This is a genomic window from Pseudomonas sp. SWRI68 (genome assembly GCF_014269165.1).
GTDB lineage: Bacteria > Pseudomonadota > Gammaproteobacteria > Pseudomonadales > Pseudomonadaceae > Aquipseudomonas > Aquipseudomonas capeferrum.
Window position 1 is genome coordinate 228,392 of record NZ_JABWRU010000007.1, and the last position, 17,302, is coordinate 245,693.

General features: G+C 65.6%; 10 protein-coding genes. 7 read left to right on the forward strand and 3 right to left on the reverse strand.

Features of this window, described 5'->3' with window-relative positions; all coding sequences use genetic code 11:
* The first annotated feature begins 12 nt into the window (after nucleotides 1–12).
* The 6 genes from treZ to HU770_RS13645 all read left to right on the forward strand — a co-directional run bounded on the left by treZ (nucleotide 13) and on the right by HU770_RS13645 (nucleotide 10,179).
* Entirely contained in the window at nucleotides 13–1,755 is a 1,743-nt protein-coding gene (gene treZ / locus HU770_RS13620) for a malto-oligosyltrehalose trehalohydrolase (protein WP_186663864.1), read from the forward strand.
* Nucleotides 1,752–3,821, forward strand: a complete 2,070-nt coding sequence (malQ, locus tag HU770_RS13625) for a 4-alpha-glucanotransferase (protein ID WP_186663865.1) — start codon at nucleotides 1,752–1,754, stop codon at nucleotides 3,819–3,821. The genes treZ and malQ overlap by 4 nt, the downstream gene beginning before the upstream one ends.
* The gene (locus HU770_RS13630) at nucleotides 3,818–6,592 is read left to right on the forward strand and encodes a malto-oligosyltrehalose synthase (RefSeq protein ID WP_186663866.1); all 2,775 of its coding nucleotides are present in this window, start codon (nucleotides 3,818–3,820) and stop codon (nucleotides 6,590–6,592) included. Before malQ ends, HU770_RS13630 begins: the two co-directional genes overlap by 4 nt.
* A 14-nt stretch (nucleotides 6,593–6,606) precedes the next feature.
* Nucleotides 6,607–6,855 carry a DUF2934 domain-containing protein gene (locus HU770_RS13635; RefSeq protein ID WP_033696691.1) on the forward strand — a complete coding sequence of 83 codons (249 nt, stop codon included), beginning with the start codon at nucleotides 6,607–6,609 and terminating at the stop codon, nucleotides 6,853–6,855.
* Nucleotides 6,856–7,029: 174 nt separating this feature from the next.
* Nucleotides 7,030–9,183 carry a glycogen debranching protein GlgX gene (gene glgX, locus HU770_RS13640; protein WP_033696687.1) on the forward strand — a complete coding sequence of 718 codons (2,154 nt, stop codon included), beginning with the start codon at nucleotides 7,030–7,032 and terminating at the stop codon, nucleotides 9,181–9,183.
* 201 nt (nucleotides 9,184–9,384) lie between these two features.
* Nucleotides 9,385–10,179 carry an endonuclease/exonuclease/phosphatase family protein gene (locus HU770_RS13645; protein WP_033696686.1) on the forward strand — a complete coding sequence of 265 codons (795 nt, stop codon included), beginning with the start codon at nucleotides 9,385–9,387 and terminating at the stop codon, nucleotides 10,177–10,179.
* Between the two features lie 3 nt (nucleotides 10,180–10,182).
* Here HU770_RS13645 and HU770_RS27265 read toward each other — a convergent pair whose 3' ends face one another.
* Nucleotides 10,183–10,308 carry a hypothetical protein gene (locus HU770_RS27265; RefSeq protein ID WP_256577300.1) on the reverse strand — a complete coding sequence of 42 codons (126 nt, stop codon included), beginning with the start codon at nucleotides 10,306–10,308 and terminating at the stop codon, nucleotides 10,183–10,185.
* 187 nt (nucleotides 10,309–10,495) lie between these two features.
* On the opposite strand from HU770_RS27265, the gene HU770_RS13650 reads away from it, so the two are divergent.
* Entirely contained in the window at nucleotides 10,496–11,572 is a 1,077-nt protein-coding gene (locus HU770_RS13650) for an autotransporter outer membrane beta-barrel domain-containing protein (protein WP_186661612.1), read from the forward strand.
* Nucleotides 11,573–11,753: 181 nt separating this feature from the next.
* Here the strand turns inward: HU770_RS13650 and glgB are convergent, their stop codons facing one another.
* Both glgB and treS read right to left on the reverse strand, forming a co-directional pair.
* On the reverse strand, nucleotides 11,754–13,964 hold the full coding sequence (gene glgB, locus HU770_RS13655; protein ID WP_186663867.1) for a 1,4-alpha-glucan branching protein GlgB: 2,211 nt from the start codon (nucleotides 13,962–13,964) through the stop codon (nucleotides 11,754–11,756).
* Nucleotides 13,965–17,282 carry a maltose alpha-D-glucosyltransferase gene (gene treS, locus HU770_RS13660; RefSeq protein WP_186663875.1) on the reverse strand — a complete coding sequence of 1,106 codons (3,318 nt, stop codon included), beginning with the start codon at nucleotides 17,280–17,282 and terminating at the stop codon, nucleotides 13,965–13,967. It lies immediately after the preceding gene.
* Nucleotides 17,283–17,302 lie beyond the last annotated feature (20 nt).

Sequence of the window (17,302 nt, forward strand, 5' to 3'; positions counted from 1 at the left end):
GGAGAATCGAAGATGCACAGGCATGGCGCACAGTTGTTGGACGCCACGTCGGCGCGCTTCGCCCTCTGGGCGCCGGATGCGCGCAGCGTGAGCGTGGAAATCGAGCAGCAGCCGCCGGTCGAGCTGCTGCCCGACAATGATGGCTGGTACACCGGCACCGCCCCGTGCCAGGCCGGCGATCGCTATCACTATCGGATCGACGGCAAACTGCAGGTAGCGGACCCCGCGTCGCGCTACCAGCCCGAGGGCGTGCAGGGGCCGAGCGAACTGGTGGATGTGGCCAGCTACGACTGGCAACACCCCTGGCAGGGCCGCCCGTGGCACGAAGCGGTCATTCAGGAATTGCACGTCGGCGTGCTGGGCGGCTATGCCGGGGTTGCCCGGCAACTGCCACGCCTGGCCGACATCGGCATCAGTGCTGTCGAATTGATGCCGCTGGGGCAGTTTCCGGGTGAACGCAACTGGGGGTACGACGGCGTGCTGCCGTTCGCGCCGCAGAATACCTACGGCAGTCCGCAGCAGCTGTGCGCGCTGGTCGACAAGGCCCATGGCGAAGGGTTGATGGTGCTGGTGGACGTGGTCTACAACCACTTCGGCCCGGACGGTAATTACCTGCACCAGTACGCCAGCCCGTTTTTCCGCGAAGACCAGCAGACGCCGTGGGGCGCGGCCATCGACTTCCGCCGCGCCGAGGTGCGCGAGTTCTTCATCCAGAACGCCCTGATGTGGCTGTGCGACTACCGCTGCGACGGCCTGCGCCTGGATGCGGTGCACGCCATCGACCAGCCAGACTTTCTCGTCGAGTTGGCGCAACGGGTACGCGCTGCGGTGGAGCCTGGCCGGCATGTGTGGCTGGTGCTGGAGAACGAGCACAACCAGGCCTTTTTACTGGAGCAAGGTTTCGACGCGCAGTGGAATGACGACGGCCACAACGCCCTGCACGTGCTGCTGACCGGCGAAACCGAAGGCTATTATGCCGACTACAAACAGCGCCCCATCGACCAGCTCGCCCGCTGCCTGTCGGAAGGCTTCGTGTTCCAGGGCCAGGCCAACCGCCATGGCGAGCCGCGCGGTGAACCCAGCGGGCACCTGGCGCCGAGCGCGTTCGTGCTGTTCTTGCAGAACCACGACCAAATCGGCAACCGCGCCCTGGGTGAACGCCTGACCCGCCTGTGCCCGCCGCCAGCCCTGCGTGCGGCCACGGGCCTGCTGCTGCTGGCGCCGATGATCCCGCTGCTGTTCATGGGCGACGATGACGGCAGTTGCCGCCCGTTCCTGTTCTTCACCGACTTCCACGATGAACTGGCCGATGCCGTGCGCGAAGGCCGACGCGGCGAATTCGCCCACTTCACCGCATTCGCCGACCCCGCGCAGCGTGAGCGCATTCCCGACCCCAACGCCGAGCAGACATTCGAGTCATCACGCCCGCAGCACAATGAGGTCATTGCCGGCTGGCACGGCCTCTATCAGCAGTTGCTCGACCTGCGCCGTCGCCATGTCATCCCGCACCTGCCTGGCAGCCGTGCGCTGGGCGCCGACGTGCACGGCGACAAAGCGCTCAGCGCACGCTGGCGGCTGGGCGATGGCAACACCTTGCGCATCGACTTGAACCTGGCCGCAAGCCCCCAAGCCGTGGAACTACCCCCTGCCGCAACACGGCTGTTCGACAGCAGTGACAACCGCCACCCCGATACCCATCTGGCCGCGTACAGCTGCGTGGTCAGCCTGATTCCCCCTGGCCAGGAGCGCCCATGAGCGAAACCGCCCTGCACCGTCTGGCGGCCCGCGTCGGGCTCAGCCGTGACTGGATCGATGCCAACGCCCGGCCCCAGCAAGTCAGTGACGCCGTACTGCGCAACGTCCTCGAAGGCCTGGGCCACCCCGCCGTCGACGAGACCGCCATCCAGGCCAGCCTGCGCGCTGTGGAGGCCGCCGAGGACAGCGAGCACCTGCCGCCCTTGCTGACCGTCGAGCTGGGCCAACCGCTGGCCCTGCACCGCTATTTCAGCGCAGGCAGCGCGGTGCGTTGCACCTTGGAAGACCACAGCCAGCACAGCCTGGCCCTGGACAGCCAGGCTCGCCTGCCCGGCGAACTGCCCTTGGGCTACCACAGCCTGGAAATCGACGGCCGCACCTTCACCGTTGCCGTGGCGCCGTCGCGCTGCTACAGCCTCGAAGACAGCGTGCCGCAACCGCCACCGCGCTGCTGGGGCCTGGCAGTTCAGCTGTACAGCCTGCGGCGCAGCGGCGATGGCGGCTACGGCGATTGCCTGGCGCTGGAGCAACTGGCACGTACGGCCGCCGAGCGCGGTGCCGACGCCTTGGCCATCAGCCCGATCCACGCCCTGTCGTCCATCGACCAGCAGCACTACAGCCCCTACTCGCCCTCCAGCCGCCTGCTGCTCAACAGCCTTTATGCCAGCCCGGCCGCGCTGTTTGGCGAGCGCGCCGTGCGCATGGCCATCGAAGCCTGCGGGCTGCAGCAGCAGCTCGAAGACCTGGAGCAACGCCCGCTGGTCGACTGGCCCCGCGCTGCCAGTGCCCGCCTGCGCCTGCTCGAAGCGCTGTACCAGGACTTCAGCCAGGGCGATCACCCGCTGCGCAAGGACTTCGACAGCTACCGCGAGGCCGCCGGCCAGGCCCTGGAGCACCACTGCCGCTTCGAGGTACTGCAGGCACAAGCGGTGGAGCATGGCCTGGGCGCCGACTGGCGCAAGTGGCCCAGTGCCTGGCACGACCCCTACCACGCCGAGGTCGAAGCCTTCGCCAATGCCTACCCGGCCAAGGTCGAGTTCCACGCCTTTTGCCAATGGCTGACCGAACGCAGCCTGCAACGAGCCCAGGAGGCCGCCCGTGGCAATGGCATGGCCGTCGGCCTGATCGCCGACCTGGCGGTAGGCGCCGACGGTGCCGGCAGCCAGGCCTGGAGCCGCCAAGACGAGTTGCTGGCCAACCTCAAGGTCGGCGCGCCGCCCGACATTCTCAACCGCTCGGGGCAGGACTGGGGCATTTGCGCGTTCTCCCCAGAAGGCCTCAAGCGCAATGGCTACCGCGCCTTCATCGAGATGCTGCGGGCCAACATGGCCCATGCCGGTGGCCTGCGCATCGACCACGTCATGGGCCTGCGTCGGCTGTGGCTGATCCCCCGGGGCGCCAAGCCCAGCGAGGGCGCATACCTGAACTACCCCCTCGAAGACCTGCTGCGCCTGCTGGCGCTGGAGTCGGTGCGCCACCAGGTGATCATCCTCGGCGAAGACCTCGGCACCGTGCCCGAAGGCCTGCGCGAACACTTGGCCGACAAGGCCGTGCTGGGCATGCGTGTGCTGCCCTTCGAGCAGACCCAACCCGGCCACTTCAGGCCCATTCTCGACTGGCCGGACAGCGCCCTGGCCACCACTGGCACCCACGACCTGGCCCCGCTGGCCGGCTGGCTGCAGAACCGCGACATCGACTGGAGCCATCGCCTGCAGTTGATCGACGCCGCCACCGAACTCCATTGGCGCCACGAGCGCCAGAAAGAACACGACGGCCTGCGCCGCACCCTGGAGGCCAACTACGGCCCCTTGCCCGACAACGACGCGGTGATCGACGCCGCCCTGCGCTACGTCGGCCATACCCGCGCCCCGCTGGTGCTGGTGCCACTTGAAGACCTGCTGGGCTGCGACGAACAACCCAACCTGCCCGGCACCACCGAAGGGCACCCCAATTGGCGCCGGCGCTTCGCCCTGCCGGTGCGCGAACTGCTCGACGACGAAGACGCCGCACGGCGACTGGAGCTGCTGGCCCAAGCCCGTGAACAAGCCTGGGAGCGTGACCGATGAAGCCCTTGACCGCGACCCTGCGCCTGCAATTTCACAGCGACTTCACCCTCGACCACGCCGTGCCGCTGGTGCCGTATTTTGCCCAGTTAGGCATCAGCCACCTGTATGCCTCGCCGATTCTCAAGGCCCGCGCCGGCTCCCGCCACGGTTACGACGTGGTCGACCCGACCCAGGTCAACCCGGAGCTAGGCGGTGAGGCTGCACTGGAGCGCCTGGTGGCCGCACTGCGCCAGCACGGCATGGGGCTGATCCTCGACACGGTGTCCAACCACATGGCCGTGGGCGGCGCCGACAACCCGTGGTGGCAAAGCCTGCTGGCCTGGGGCCGGCGCAGCCCGTATGCGGCGTTCTTCGATATCCAGTGGCACTCCAGCGACCCGCTGCTGGCCGGCCAGTTGCTGCTGCCCTTCCTGGGCAGCGATTACGGGGCGGCCTTGAAGCAAGGCGATATGCCGCTGACGTTCGACAAGCACCACGGTGTGCTGCAGATTGCCCACTACGAACACCGGTTCCCCATCTGCCCGATCGACTACGGCTGGATCCTCGCGCAAAGCCCCGAACCCGCCTTGCAGGCGTTGGCCGCGCATTTCACTGCCCTGCACGACAGCGCCCAACCGCTGGCCGACGCCCTGCCCTTGCAGGCTGAACTGGCGCGCCTGGTAAAAGACGGCGCCGACCTCGACGCGGCCCTGCTCGCTTTCGATAGCCGCAGCGAGGCCGGTTTCAAGCGCCTGCACCTGCTGCTAGAACGCCAGACCTACCGCCTGGCCAGCTGGCGCACCGCCGCCGACGACATCAACTGGCGGCGCTTCTTCGACATCAACGAGCTGGGCGGCCTGCGGGTCGAGCGCGCCGTGGTGTTCGAAGCCACCCACGCCAAGCTGTTCGAACTGATCGAACGCGGCCTGGTGGACGGCCTGCGCATCGACCATATCGACGGCCTGGCCGACCCACGCGGCTATTGCCGCAAACTGCGCCGAAGGGTCGATGGCCTGCTGGCCCGGCGGCCCTTGCATGCGGCGCTGGAGCACTTCCCGATCTACGTGGAGAAGATTCTCGGGGCCAACGAACACCTGCACCGCGACTGGCTCACCGACGGCACCACCGGCTACGAGTTCATGAACCAGGTCTCGCTGCTGCAACACGACCCGGCGGGCGAAGCGCCGTTGACCGAGCTCTGGGCCAACGTCAGCGAACGCCCGGACTTCGCCGAGGAGGTGCGCCTGGCCCGCCACCTGGTGCTCAACGCCAGCCTGGCCGGTGACTGCGAATCGGTGGCCCAGGCGTTGCTGCAAGTGGCTCGCGACGACCTGATGACCCGTGACTTGACCCTTGGCGCCATCCGCCGGGCCTTGCAGGCGCTGGTCGCGCATTACCCGGTGTACCGCACCTACTTCAACGCCTGCGGCCGCCCAACCGAGGACGAAGCGTTCTTCCAGCAGGCCTTGGCCGCTGCCCGCCAGGACCTTGGCGAGGCGGACTGGCCACTGCTCGAACAGCTCGAACGATGGCTGGGCGGCCAGCCCTGGCGCGGCTTACCACCGGGCCGGCCGCGCAAGCACCTGCGCCATGCCTGCGTTCGCTTCCAGCAACTGACCGCACCCAGCGCCGCCAAGGCAGTGGAAGACACCGCCTTCTACCGCAGTGCGCGGCTGCTGTCGCGTAACGACGTGGGCTTCGAGGCCGAGCGCTTCAGCGCGGGCCCAGCGTACTTCCATAACGAGGCACAGCGGCGCCTGCGCGACTTCCCCGACAGCCTGCTGGCCACCGCTACCCACGACCATAAACGCGGCGAAGACACCCGCGCCCGCCTGGCGGTGCTCAGCGAACGCGGGCCGTGGCTGGCCAGCCGCGTGGAGCATTGGCGCGAGCTGGCGGCGCCCCTGCGGGCACAACTGGACGATGGCCTGGCACCCAGCCCCGGTGATGAGCTGATGCTGCTGCAGACGCTGCTGGGCAGTTGGCCGCTGGGCCTTGAGCCACACGATGACGGCGCACTGCGCCAGTACGCCGAGCGCCTGCGGCAATGGCAGCAGAAGGCCCTGCGCGAAGCCAAGCTGCGCAGCAGCTGGAGCGCCCCGAACGACGCCTACGAGGCCGCCTGCGCACGCTACATCGATGGCCTGCTGCTCGATGGCGAAAACCAGCAGTTGCGCAAGTCGCTGGCCGATGCCGCCCAGCTCATCGCCTGCCCAGGCGCGCTCAACGGCCTGGTCCAGGCGCTGTTGCGCATGACCGTGCCCGGCGTGCCCGACCTGTACCAGGGCAATGAATACTGGGACTTCAGCCTGGTCGACCCGGACAACCGCCGCCCAGTCGACTACGCCAGCAGGCGCCGCACCCTGGACGACGCCACGCCGGTCGCCGAACTGCTGGCGCACTGGCGCGATGGCCGCATCAAGCAAGCGCTGGTGGCGCGGGTGCTGGACTGTCGCCAGGCGCATGCCGAACTGTTCCGCCGTGGCGCCTACCTGCCGCTGACCGTGCAGGGCCGGCATGCCGACAAGGTGCTGGCTTTCGCCCGCCTGGGTGACGACGAGCGCGCCATCGTGATCGCGCCGCGCCTGGCCAGCGGCCTGCTCGGTAGCGCCCCTACACCGTTGATCCCGGCCCATAACTGGGACGACACCCGGCTGATACTGCCGTTTGCCTTGTCGTCTGCCAACTCGACGGGACTTTTCCCCTGTGCTGCGGTCAGCCTTTCAAAGGAGCTGCCGTTGAGCGCCGTACTGTCGGAATTTCCAGTCAATGTGTTGATACAACAATCTTGAGCATCAGGAGCGTCATGATGAGTGTCGATGAAAAACGTATTCGTGAATTTGCCTACCAGATCTGGGAATCGGAAGGTAAGCCGGTCGGTGAGGAGGAGCGCCACTGGGACATGGCGCGCAAGCTCGCCGAGGCTGAAGCGCTTGCGCCCAAGGCAGCGCCACGCAAGAAAGCGCCGGCCAAGCCTAAGGTAGCAGCAGAGCCGGTTCAGAAACCTGCAGCGGTGAAGAAGCCTCGCGCGGTGAAGAAGCCGGCTGCTGGTTAAACCTGTACCGGCCTCTTCGCGGGGCAAGTCGGATCGCCGCACCGCCGCTCCCACACAGTCAGGCCTGCACCCTCCCTGTGGGAGCGGCGGTGCGGCGATCCGACTCGCCCCGCGAAGAAGACGGCACAGACGCTGCACTGTTTCCCCCTTCACCACGGCCACACGAGGACCGCCATGAGCCCCCGCATCCCGAAGAAAACCCGCTCAGTCGCCCCATCGCGCATTCGCGAAGGTATGCCCTTCCCCCTCGGCGCCACCTGGGACGGGCTTGGGGTCAACTTCGCCCTGTTCTCGGCCAATGCCACCAAGGTTGAGCTGTGCCTGTTCGACTCCAGCGGCGAACAGGAAATCGAACGCATCGAACTGCCCGAGTACACGGACGAGATCTACCACGGCTACCTGCCCGACGCGCACCCGGGCCTGGTCTACGGGTACCGCGTCTACGGCCCTTACGAGCCCGAGAACGGCCACCGCTTCAACCCCAACAAACTGCTGATCGACCCCTATGCCAAGCAACTGGTCGGCAGCCTGAAATGGTCCGAGGCCCTGTTCGGCTACACCATCGGCCACCCCGACGGCGACCTGTCGTTCGATGAGCGTGACAGCGCGCCCTTCGTGCCCAAATGCAAGGTTATCGACCCGGCCTTCACCTGGGGCCGCGATCAGCGCGTGCAGATACCGTGGGAGCGCACCATCCTCTACGAAGCCCATACCCGCGGCATCAGCATGCGCCACCCGGCGGTGCCCGAAGCGCTGCGCGGGACCTTCGCCGGCCTTGCCAATGACGAGCTGCTCAAGCACATCAAGGACCTGGGCGTTTCCAGCATCGAACTGCTGCCGATCCACGCCTTCGTCAACGACCAGCACCTGCTGGACAAGGGCCTCAACAATTACTGGGGCTACAACAGCATTGCCTTTTTCGCCCCCCACCCCCGCTACCTGGCCAGCGGCAAGATCGCCGAATTCAAGGAGATGGTTGCGCACCTGCATGACGCCGGCCTGGAGGTGATTCTGGATGTGGTCTACAACCACACTGCCGAAGGCAACGAGCGCGGCCCGACGCTGTCCATGCGCGGCATCGACAACGCCTCCTACTACCGCCTGATGCCCGATGACAAGCGTTACTACATCAACGATTCGGGCACCGGCAATACCCTGGACCTGAGCCACCCTTGCGTGCTGCAACTGGTCACCGACTCACTGCGTTACTGGGCCGGTGAGATGCACGTGGACGGCTTCCGCTTCGACCTGGCGACCATCCTTGGCCGTTACCATGACGGCTACAGCGAACGCCACGGGTTCCTCGTCGCCTGCCGCCAGGACCCGATGCTGAGCCAGGTCAAGCTGATTGCCGAACCTTGGGACTGCGGCCCCGGTGGCTACCAGGTGGGCAACTTCGCGCCCGGCTGGGCCGAGTGGAACGACCGCTTCCGCGATACCGTGCGGGCGTTCTGGAAAGGTGACGAAGGCCAGCTGGCCGACTTCGCTTCGCGCATGACCGCGTCGGGCGACATGTTCAACAACCGCGGCCGGCGCCCCTATGCCTCGGTCAATTTCGTCACCGCCCACGATGGCTTCACCTTGCGCGACCTGGTGTCCTACAACAACAAGCACAACGAGGACAACGACGAGAACAACCAGGACGGCACCGACAACAACCTGTCGTGGAACTGTGGCGCCGAAGGCCCCACCGACGACCCGGAAATCAATGCCCTGCGCATGCGCCAGATGCGTAACTACTTCGCCACCCTGTTGTTTGCCCAAGGCACGCCGATGATCGTCGCCGGCGACGAGTTCAGCCGCACTCAGCACGGCAACAACAACGCCTATTGCCAGGACAGCGAGATCGGTTGGGTCAACTGGGACCTGGACGACGAGGGCGCCGCGCTGCTGGCCTTCGTCAAGCGCCTGACCCGCCTGCGCCTGGCCTACCCGGTGCTGCGCCGCTCACGCTTTCTGGTGGGCGACTACAACGAGGCGATCGGGGTCAAGGATGTCACCTGGTTGGCGCCGGATGGCAGCGAAATGAGCGTCGAGCAATGGGAAGACCCCCATGGCCGGTGCCTGGGCATGTTGATCGACGGGCGTGCCCAGGTCAGCGGCATCGCCCGGCCAGGCGCCGAGGCGACGGTGCTGCTGATCGTCAATGCCCATCATGACGTGGTGCCGTTCCAGTTGCCGACCGTGCCTGACGGTGATTACTGGAGCTGCCTGGTGGATACCGACCGGCCAGAGTTGCGCAAGGGGCAGCACTTGGCGTTCGAGAGCACGTTCGAGGTGAAGGGGCGCTCGATGCTTTTGATGGTGTTGCAACGCGAGGAAGAGTGAACCCGAAGGGCCCTGACCGGTCCCTTGTAGGAGCGGCCTTGCGTCGCGAAAGGGCTGCGCAGCGGCCCCTGGATTTCAGCTTCGCCGCAGAGCTGGATTTCAGCTTCGCCGCAGAGATTGCTGGGGCCGCTGCGCGACCCTTTCGCGACGCAAGGCCGCTCCTACAAAGGCCGTGCGTGACGTTTTAACAGAGGAGCCACTGTGAACCTCGAAGCCGGCAGTGCAGGTTTCGCCACCGTCAACCAGGCCCCGGCCGTGCATCGGCTGCGGGTACTCACGGTCAACACCCACAAGGGGTTTACCGCCTTCAACCGGCGCTTCATCCTGCCGGAACTGCGCGAGGCGGTGCGCAGTACCCAGGCCGACATCGTCTTCCTCCAGGAAGTGCTGGGCAGCCACGACCGCCACGCTGCGCGCTACCCCGGTTGGCCGCAAACCTCCCAGTACGAATTTCTCGCCGACAGCATGTGGAGCGACTTCGCCTACGGCCGCAACGCGGTCTACCCCGACGGCCACCATGGCAACGCCCTGCTGTCGAAGTACCCGATCATCGAGCACCGCAACCTCGACGTGTCAATCACCGGCCCCGAACGCCGTGGCCTGTTGCATTGCATCCTCGATGTGCCCGGCCCACACCAGGTGCATGCCATCTGCGTGCACTTGTCGCTACTGGAAAGCCACCGCCAGCAACAGTTGCAACTGCTGCGCAGGTTGCTCGAATCACTGCCGGAAGGCGCCCCGGTGATCATCGCCGGCGACTTCAACGACTGGAAGCTGCGCGGCAATCGCACCTTGGGCCTGCGCAACGACTTGCACGAAGCGTTCGAGCGCCACCACGGGCACTTGGCGCGCACCTACCCCGCGCGCATGCCGCTGCTGCGCCTGGACCGTATCTACCTGCGCAACGCCGAAAGCCATGCACCGCGGATTCTGGGGCACAAACCTTGGACGCACCTCTCCGACCATCTGCCGCTGGCCGTCGAGGTCAAGCTGTAGCAATCATTCTTCATAGCCAAGCAGCGGTAAATAGCGAACTTCGATATCCCCGAGTATTTCACTCAACAAATCAGCTACTTGTACCGAATCACAGGCTATGAACAGATCCTTCACGCTTTCTTGACGCAAGCCCAGACCTCTCCTTAGCTGAACAGTATCTAGTCGTAAAGATCTCGCGCCGGGCCTCTAGCTCGCGCCTTCGTGCGCGTTTGCGAAAGCAGGCGTGCTGGTTTGGGTCGCCCCCTGTTTTTGCCGTACAGCTCGTGACAACAGGCCAGGTCCTTGGGCTGTACCACAAAAACTACGGAGATCCGCCATGAAAAGAACCTCGAATCCCTTGCGCTTCGACAGCATTTTCTGCGCGGTTTCCACGTCGCTGCTTCTGGCAACCCCGGTGGAAACTTTCGCATTCGAATTGCAGGACGACCCGACCTCCCCCCGTTTTCTGCAACAAGCGGCGGTCCCGCAGCTATCGCTCGACCCGGTCAGCGCCAGCGGGTTGAACATCGGTACCCTCAACGCATTCTCGGAAAAGATGTCCGAGCGCCACGACCAGGGAGTAGCCGACCTGGTCGCCAGCCAGTGGTCGCAATTCTTCCCTGGCGCCCCGCGCACCGGTGCACAGGCGCCCGACCAGTTAGAGGCCCCCAGCCAGCAACTGATGATCGGCCCGGACCTGTTCATGCGTGAAACCACGGCGGGCAATGTGCACCGCGCGGGCATCTTCGTTGGCCACAACAACCTGCAGAGCAGCTTCAATGGCATTCGCCCGCTGCTGGGCGACAAGCAGCGCAATGCCGTGAACCTGAGTGGCGAAAGCCTGGGCGTGTACTGGAGCATGACCCATGAACGGGGCTGGCACCTGGATGCCGTGGCCATGGGCTCGCGTATCGATATCAATGGCCGTGGCGAGAGCGGCCAGCGCCTGGACGACAGCGGCCATGCCATGACCTTCTCGCTGGAAGGTGGCTACCCGATCGGCCTGGGCGGGGGTTGGGTGATCGAGCCGCAGGCACAGTTGATCAACCAGCAGTTTTTCCCCGGCAGTCGCGTGCAGGAGGAGACGTTGCAGGCGTTCGACAGCCAGCCCAGCTGGAGCGGCCGGGTCGGTGCCAAGTTGTCCGGGCGCTACGAGGTGCGTGGCATGCCGATCGAACCTTATGTGCGGACCAACGTCTGGTACGACTTCAGCAATGCCGACGAGGTGAAGCTGGACCAGGTCGACAAGATTTCCAGCTCGCGGTATTCGACCACAGTGGAATTGGGGTTGGGGCTGGTGGCCCGGGTGACGCCGAATGTGGCGTTGTTTGTGAGTGCCGATTACAGCAGCGATGTGGATGACAATGACCTGAATGGGTTGATCGGCAGCCTTGGGGTGCGGATGCGCTGGTAGCCGGTAAGCTCGGTTGTGTAGGAGCGGCCTTGCGTCGCGAAAGGGGTGCGTAGCAGCCCCTGGATTTCAGCTTCGCCGCAGAGCTGGATTTCAGCTTCGCCGCAGAGATTGCTGGGGCCGCTGCGCAGCCCTTTCGCGACGCAAGGCCGCTCCTACAACAGCAACCGAGTTGGCAGGCCGATCAGGCGGGTTTGAGGATCAATACGCCCAGCGGCGGCAGGTTCAGCGCCAGCGACAATGGCTGCCCATGGCTGGACACCTGGTCACTTTCCACGGCCCCCAGGTTGCCTACATTCGACCCGGCATACAGTTCGGCATCGCTGTTCAGCAGTTCTTCCCAGCGCTCGCCAAACGGCACGCCAATCCGGTACCCCTCGCGCGGCACCGGGGTGAAGTTGGCCACCACCAGCAACGGCTCGCCATTGCTGCTCCAGCGCAGCCAGGCATACACGCTGTTTTGCGCGTCGTCGCCGATCAGCCACTGGAAGCCCTGGGGCTGGCAATCCTGTTCGTGCAGCGCCGGCACCTCGCGGTACAGCCGGTTGAGGTCGCCGACCAAGCGCTGCACGCCCTTGTGCTCGGGGTACTGCAGCAGGTACCAGTCCAGCTCGCTGTCGTGGTTCCACTCGCGCCACTGGCCAAATTCGCAGCCCATGAACAACAGCTTCTTGCCCGGGTGCGCCCACATGAACGTCAGGTAGGCCCGCAGGTTGGCAAACTTCTGCCAGCGGTCGCCCGGCATCTTGTCGATCAGCGAATGCTTGCCATGCACCACTTCGTCGTGGGAAATCGGCAGGATGAAATGCTCGGAGTAGGCATAGATCAGCCCGAAGCTCATCTCGTTGTGGTGATAGGTGCGGTGCACCGGGTCGTTCTGGATGTAGTGCAAGGTGTCGTGCATCCAGCCCATGTTCCACTTGTAGGCAAAGCCCAGCCCGCCCTGCTGGATCGGCTGGCTCACGCCCGGCCAGGCGGTGGACTCTTCGGCGATGATCAATGCGCCCGGGGCCTCGTGCGCCGCCACGCCATTGAGGTGGCGGATGAAGTCGATGGCCTCCAGGTTCTCGCGCCCGCCATGGCGGTTGGGCACCCATTCGCCGGCCTTGCGCGAGTAGTCGCGGTAGAGCATCGATGCCACCGCGTCGACCCGCAGGCCGTCGATGTGGAACTGCTTGAGCCAGAGCAACGCCGAGGCCAGCATGAAGCCGCGCACTTCGTTACGCCCAAGGTTGTAGATCAGCGTGTTCCAGTCCTGGTGGTAACCCTCCAGCGGGTTCTCGTATTCGTACAAGGCGGTGCCGTCGAAACGCGCCAGGCCATGTTCGTCGGTGGGGAAATGCGCCGGCACCCAGTCGAGGATCACACCGATGCCGCCCTGGTGGCAGGCGTCGATGAAGGCGGCGAAGTCTTCGGCACTGCCGTAGCGCGAGGTGGGCGCGAACATCGACAGGGGCTGGTAGCCCCACGAGCCGCCGAACGGGTGCTCCATGATCGGCATCAGTTCGATGTGGGTGAAGCCCAGCGCCTGCACATAGGGCACCAGGCGCTCGGCCAGCTCGCGCCAGTTGTAGTAACGCGCGACTTCGCCCAGGTCATCCAGCTCGCATTGCCACGAGCCGACATGCAACTCATAGATCGACAGGGGCGCGCTGTAGGCGTGACGTTGCGCACGCTGCGCCATCCAGTCGTGGTCCTGCCAGGGGTGGCTGAGCGCGCTGGCCACCTTCGACGCCGTGCTCGGCGGCAGTTCGGTGGCACGGGCCAGCGGGTCGGCTTTCAAGGGCAACACACCGTCTTTGCCCAGCACCTCGAACTTGTAGGTTTCGCCAACGCCAAGGCGTGGCACGAACAGCTCCCAGACCCCTGCACTGTGACGCAGGCGCATGGGGTGACGGCGGCCGTCCCAGTTGTTGAAGTCACCCACCACCGACACCCGTCGGGCATTCGGTGCCCACACCGAGAAGCACACGCCGTCGACGCCGTCGGCCTGCATCGGCTGCGCACCGAAGCGCCCCGACAGGTCGCGGTGGTTGCCCTCGGCGAACAGGTACAAGTCCATATCGCCCAATTGCGGGCCAAAGCTGTACGGGTCTTCGGTCACCTGCTCGCCGCCGGCCCAAGCAATGTGCAGCTGGTACGACTGTGCCTCATCAAGGTGCGCGGTAAACAGCCCCGGCAGGCTGCCCTGGCGCATTTCGGCGAGTACGCGCCCATCGTCGCGCGCCAGTACGCGCACATTCAGGGCAGTGGGCAGGAAGGCGCGCACGAACTGCCCACCCGCGCCATCGCCATGGGGGCCAAGTACCGCAAATGGATCGGCGTGCTCGGCGCGGGCCAGGGCGTCGAGGTCCCGTTGCCGAAGACCGCCGTTTTCACGCGTGGTTGCATTCATCTATGACTCTCCCCAGGTACTGATCAGTCCATGCAAGCCATGCAAAGGCACGGCCAGCCAATTCGGTCGATTTTCAGCTTCGTATGTGATTTCGTACGCGGCTTTTTCCAGGCAGAACAATTCCAGCGCGGCACGCTCGCCTTCCGCCTGTTGCCAGGCGTGGGGCATGGCAGCGGTGGCCAGGCCATAGGCTTCGACAAAGGCATGCCGCGACTGGTGCAGGTACTGCCTGGCCACCCGTTGCCGCGCCTTGCGCGCAGGGTCGGAAAGGTCCACGGCAGAGGCGCTGCGCAGAATCATCGCAGCAGCATAGTCGAAGGATCGCAGCACGCCGCTGACATCTTTGTAGGGGCTGTGCCGGGCCCGGCGCTCTTCCACGGGGCGGGACGGCTCACCCTCGAAATCGATCAGGTAGGCATCGCCCTGCACCACCAGCACCTGGCCCAGGTGCAGATCGCCGTGCACCCGCATCAGCAAGCCGCCCTGGGCTTGGTGCGCGAGGTTGTCGATGTGCTGGGCAAGGCCGTCGCGCTGTTGCTGCAGGTCATCTACCAGCGCTTGGCTGTCGCTGTCGAGGCTGTCGCGGTGCTGGGCCAGCAGGTCGAGGGCGTGGGTCAGTTCGGCACTGATCTGGCTGCTCCAGCGTTCGCTGTCCCGGGCATCGCTTGGGCGCGGCTGGAAGGCGGTGTCTTCGGTCGGTGCCGCCAGCAACAGGTGCATTTCGCCCAGGCGCTGGCCGAGCAAGGCGGCGAAGCCGTCGAGTTCGGCCAGCGCATCGGTGTGGGCTTCGCTGGCCGCGCTGGACGGCTCCATTTCGTCGCGGATGGCCCGTTCCAGGGTGTTCTGGGTCCAGGCCCAGGCATCGCCCTGGTTGCTCAGGTAGCCCTGGGCAATCATCAGCAGGTGCGGGGTGGCGTGCTCGTCCACGCGGCTGACCCACGCCAGCAGCGGCGAAATATTGGTAAAGCCCGCCGCGGTCAGGTAGGCGCTCATCTCAAGCTCGGGGTGAATGCCCGGGTTGACCCGGCGGATCAACTTGAGCACCACCCGGTCAGCGACCACCACCGAGCTGTTGGACTGCTCGGCACTCAAGTAGCGCACCGGGCTGTCTTCGCCAAGCCCCAGCCCGGCCAGTTGATCGGTGCACTCGAAGCGCAGCTCGCCCAGGCCATTGCCGCACGGCAGCCGGTGGCGCTCCTGGCAGGCACGTAGCACGGCGCGGATAAACGGCTCGAGGACGAACGCGTCGGTGATCAGGCCGACCTGGCGGCCCCGGCGCACCCGCGACAGCGCCAGCTGCTGGGGCAAGGCGCTGTTGATCTGCTCTTCGGGCAACAGGCCGAAGGGCAGTTGGTAGTGGTTGGCCACACCGTCGCTGAGCACCTCCAGCTCGCTGAGCAGCACCGGTGTGGTCGCGGTGCCGAAGCGCACGCCATAGCGCAGGCGAACCTGGTCGAGCGGCCCTTCCTTGCCGGCGAACCAGCGCCGTTTAGGCAGGTACTGCGGCAGTATCGAGGCTTCGAGTGTTTCGCTGGAAGGCGCTTCGAGCAGCTCTTCCAGGCGCTTGCGCAGCACCAGTGTGGTCAATTCGGGTAACCCCTCGGTAGCCTGGATGTGCCAGCTGGGCATGCGGTCGTGCGAGGCCAGCAGGAACCAGTAGAACGCATACGGCGGTAACGTGAGCAGAAAAGGCAACTGGCCGATCGGTGGGAAGGCGCTGCCACCGAGCATTTCCACCGGCACTTTATCGGCGTATTGCGACAGCTCCAGTTCAGCGGCCTGTGCGGCACGGGACACGTTGGCCACACACAGGATCACCTCGCTGTTGCCGTCCTGGTCGACGTACTCGCGCAGGTAAGCGAGGATGCGCCGGTTGCTCGGTGTGAGCATGCGAATGCTGCCCCGGCCAAAGGCCTTCTGCTGGTTGCGCACCGCCAGCAGGCGGCGGTTCCAGTTGAGCAGCGAATGCGGGTCGTGGGCCTGGGCTTCGACGTTGACCGTCTGGTAGCCGTACAGCGGGTCCATGATCGGCGGCAGCACCAGGCGCTGCGGGTCGGCGCGGGAGAACCCGCCGTTGCGGTCCGGCGACCATTGCATGGGGGTGCGCACGCCATCGCGGTCGCCCAGGTAGATGTTGTCGCCCATGCCTAGCTCATCGCCGTAGTACAGGGTCGGTGTACCGGGCATCGACAGCAGCAGGCTGGTCAGCAGTTCGATGCGCCGGCGGTCGCGTTGCAGCAAAGGCGCCAACCTGCGGCGGATACCGAGGTTGATACGCGCGCGGCGGTCTTCGGCGTAGTAGTTCCACAGGTAGTCGCGCTCGCGGTCGGTGACCATCTCCAGGGTCAGCTCATCGTGGTTGCGCAGGAAGATCGCCCACTGGCAGTGGGCGGGGATCTCTGGGGTCTGGCGCAGGATGTCGGTGATCGGGAAGCGGTCCTCCATCGCCAGGGCCATGTACATGCGCGGCATCAGCGGGAAATGGAAGGCCATGTGGCACTCGTCGCCGTCGCCCTCGCCAAAGTACGGGCGGGTGTCTTCGGGCCACTGGTTGGCTTCGGCCAGGAGCATGCGGTCCGGGTAGTTGGCGTCGATCTCGGCGCGGATGGCTTTGAGCACCCGGTGGGTCTCGGGGAGGTTTTCGTTGTTGGTGCCGTCGCGCTCGATCAGGTAGGGGATGGCGTCCAGGCGCAGGCCGTCGACGCCCAGGTCGAGCCAGAAGCGCATCACCCCGATCACGGCCTTGAGCACCTGCGGGTTGTCGAAGTTGAGGTCCGGCTGATGCGAGTAGAAGCGGTGCCAGAAGTATTGGCCGGCGACCGGGTCCCAGGTCCAATTGGACTTTTCGGTGTCGAGGAAGATGATGCGTGTGCCGTCATACTTCTGGTCGTCATCCGACCACACGTAGAAGTCGCGCGCCTTGCTGCCGCGCTTGGCCAGGCGGGCGCGCTGGAACCACGGGTGCTGGTCGGAGGTATGGTTGATGACCAGTTCGGTGATCACCCGCAGGCCGCGCTTGTGCGCCTCGGCAATGAAGCGCCGGGCGTCGGCCATGCTGCCGTAATCGGGGTGCACAGCCTTGTACTCGGCGATGTCGTAGCCGTCGTCGCGCCGTGGCGAGGGGTAGAACGGCAGCAGCCAGAGGGTGTTGACGCCCAGTTCGGCGATGTAGTCGAGCTTGCTGATCAGCCCGGCGAAATCGCCAATGCCGTCGTTGTTGGCGTCGAAGAACGACTTGATGTGCAGCTGGTAGATCACCGCGTCCTTGTACCACAGCGGGTCGTCGATGAAGGCTGCCGGTCGGGAACGCTTGGCCATGGGTGACTCCTTTCAATTGC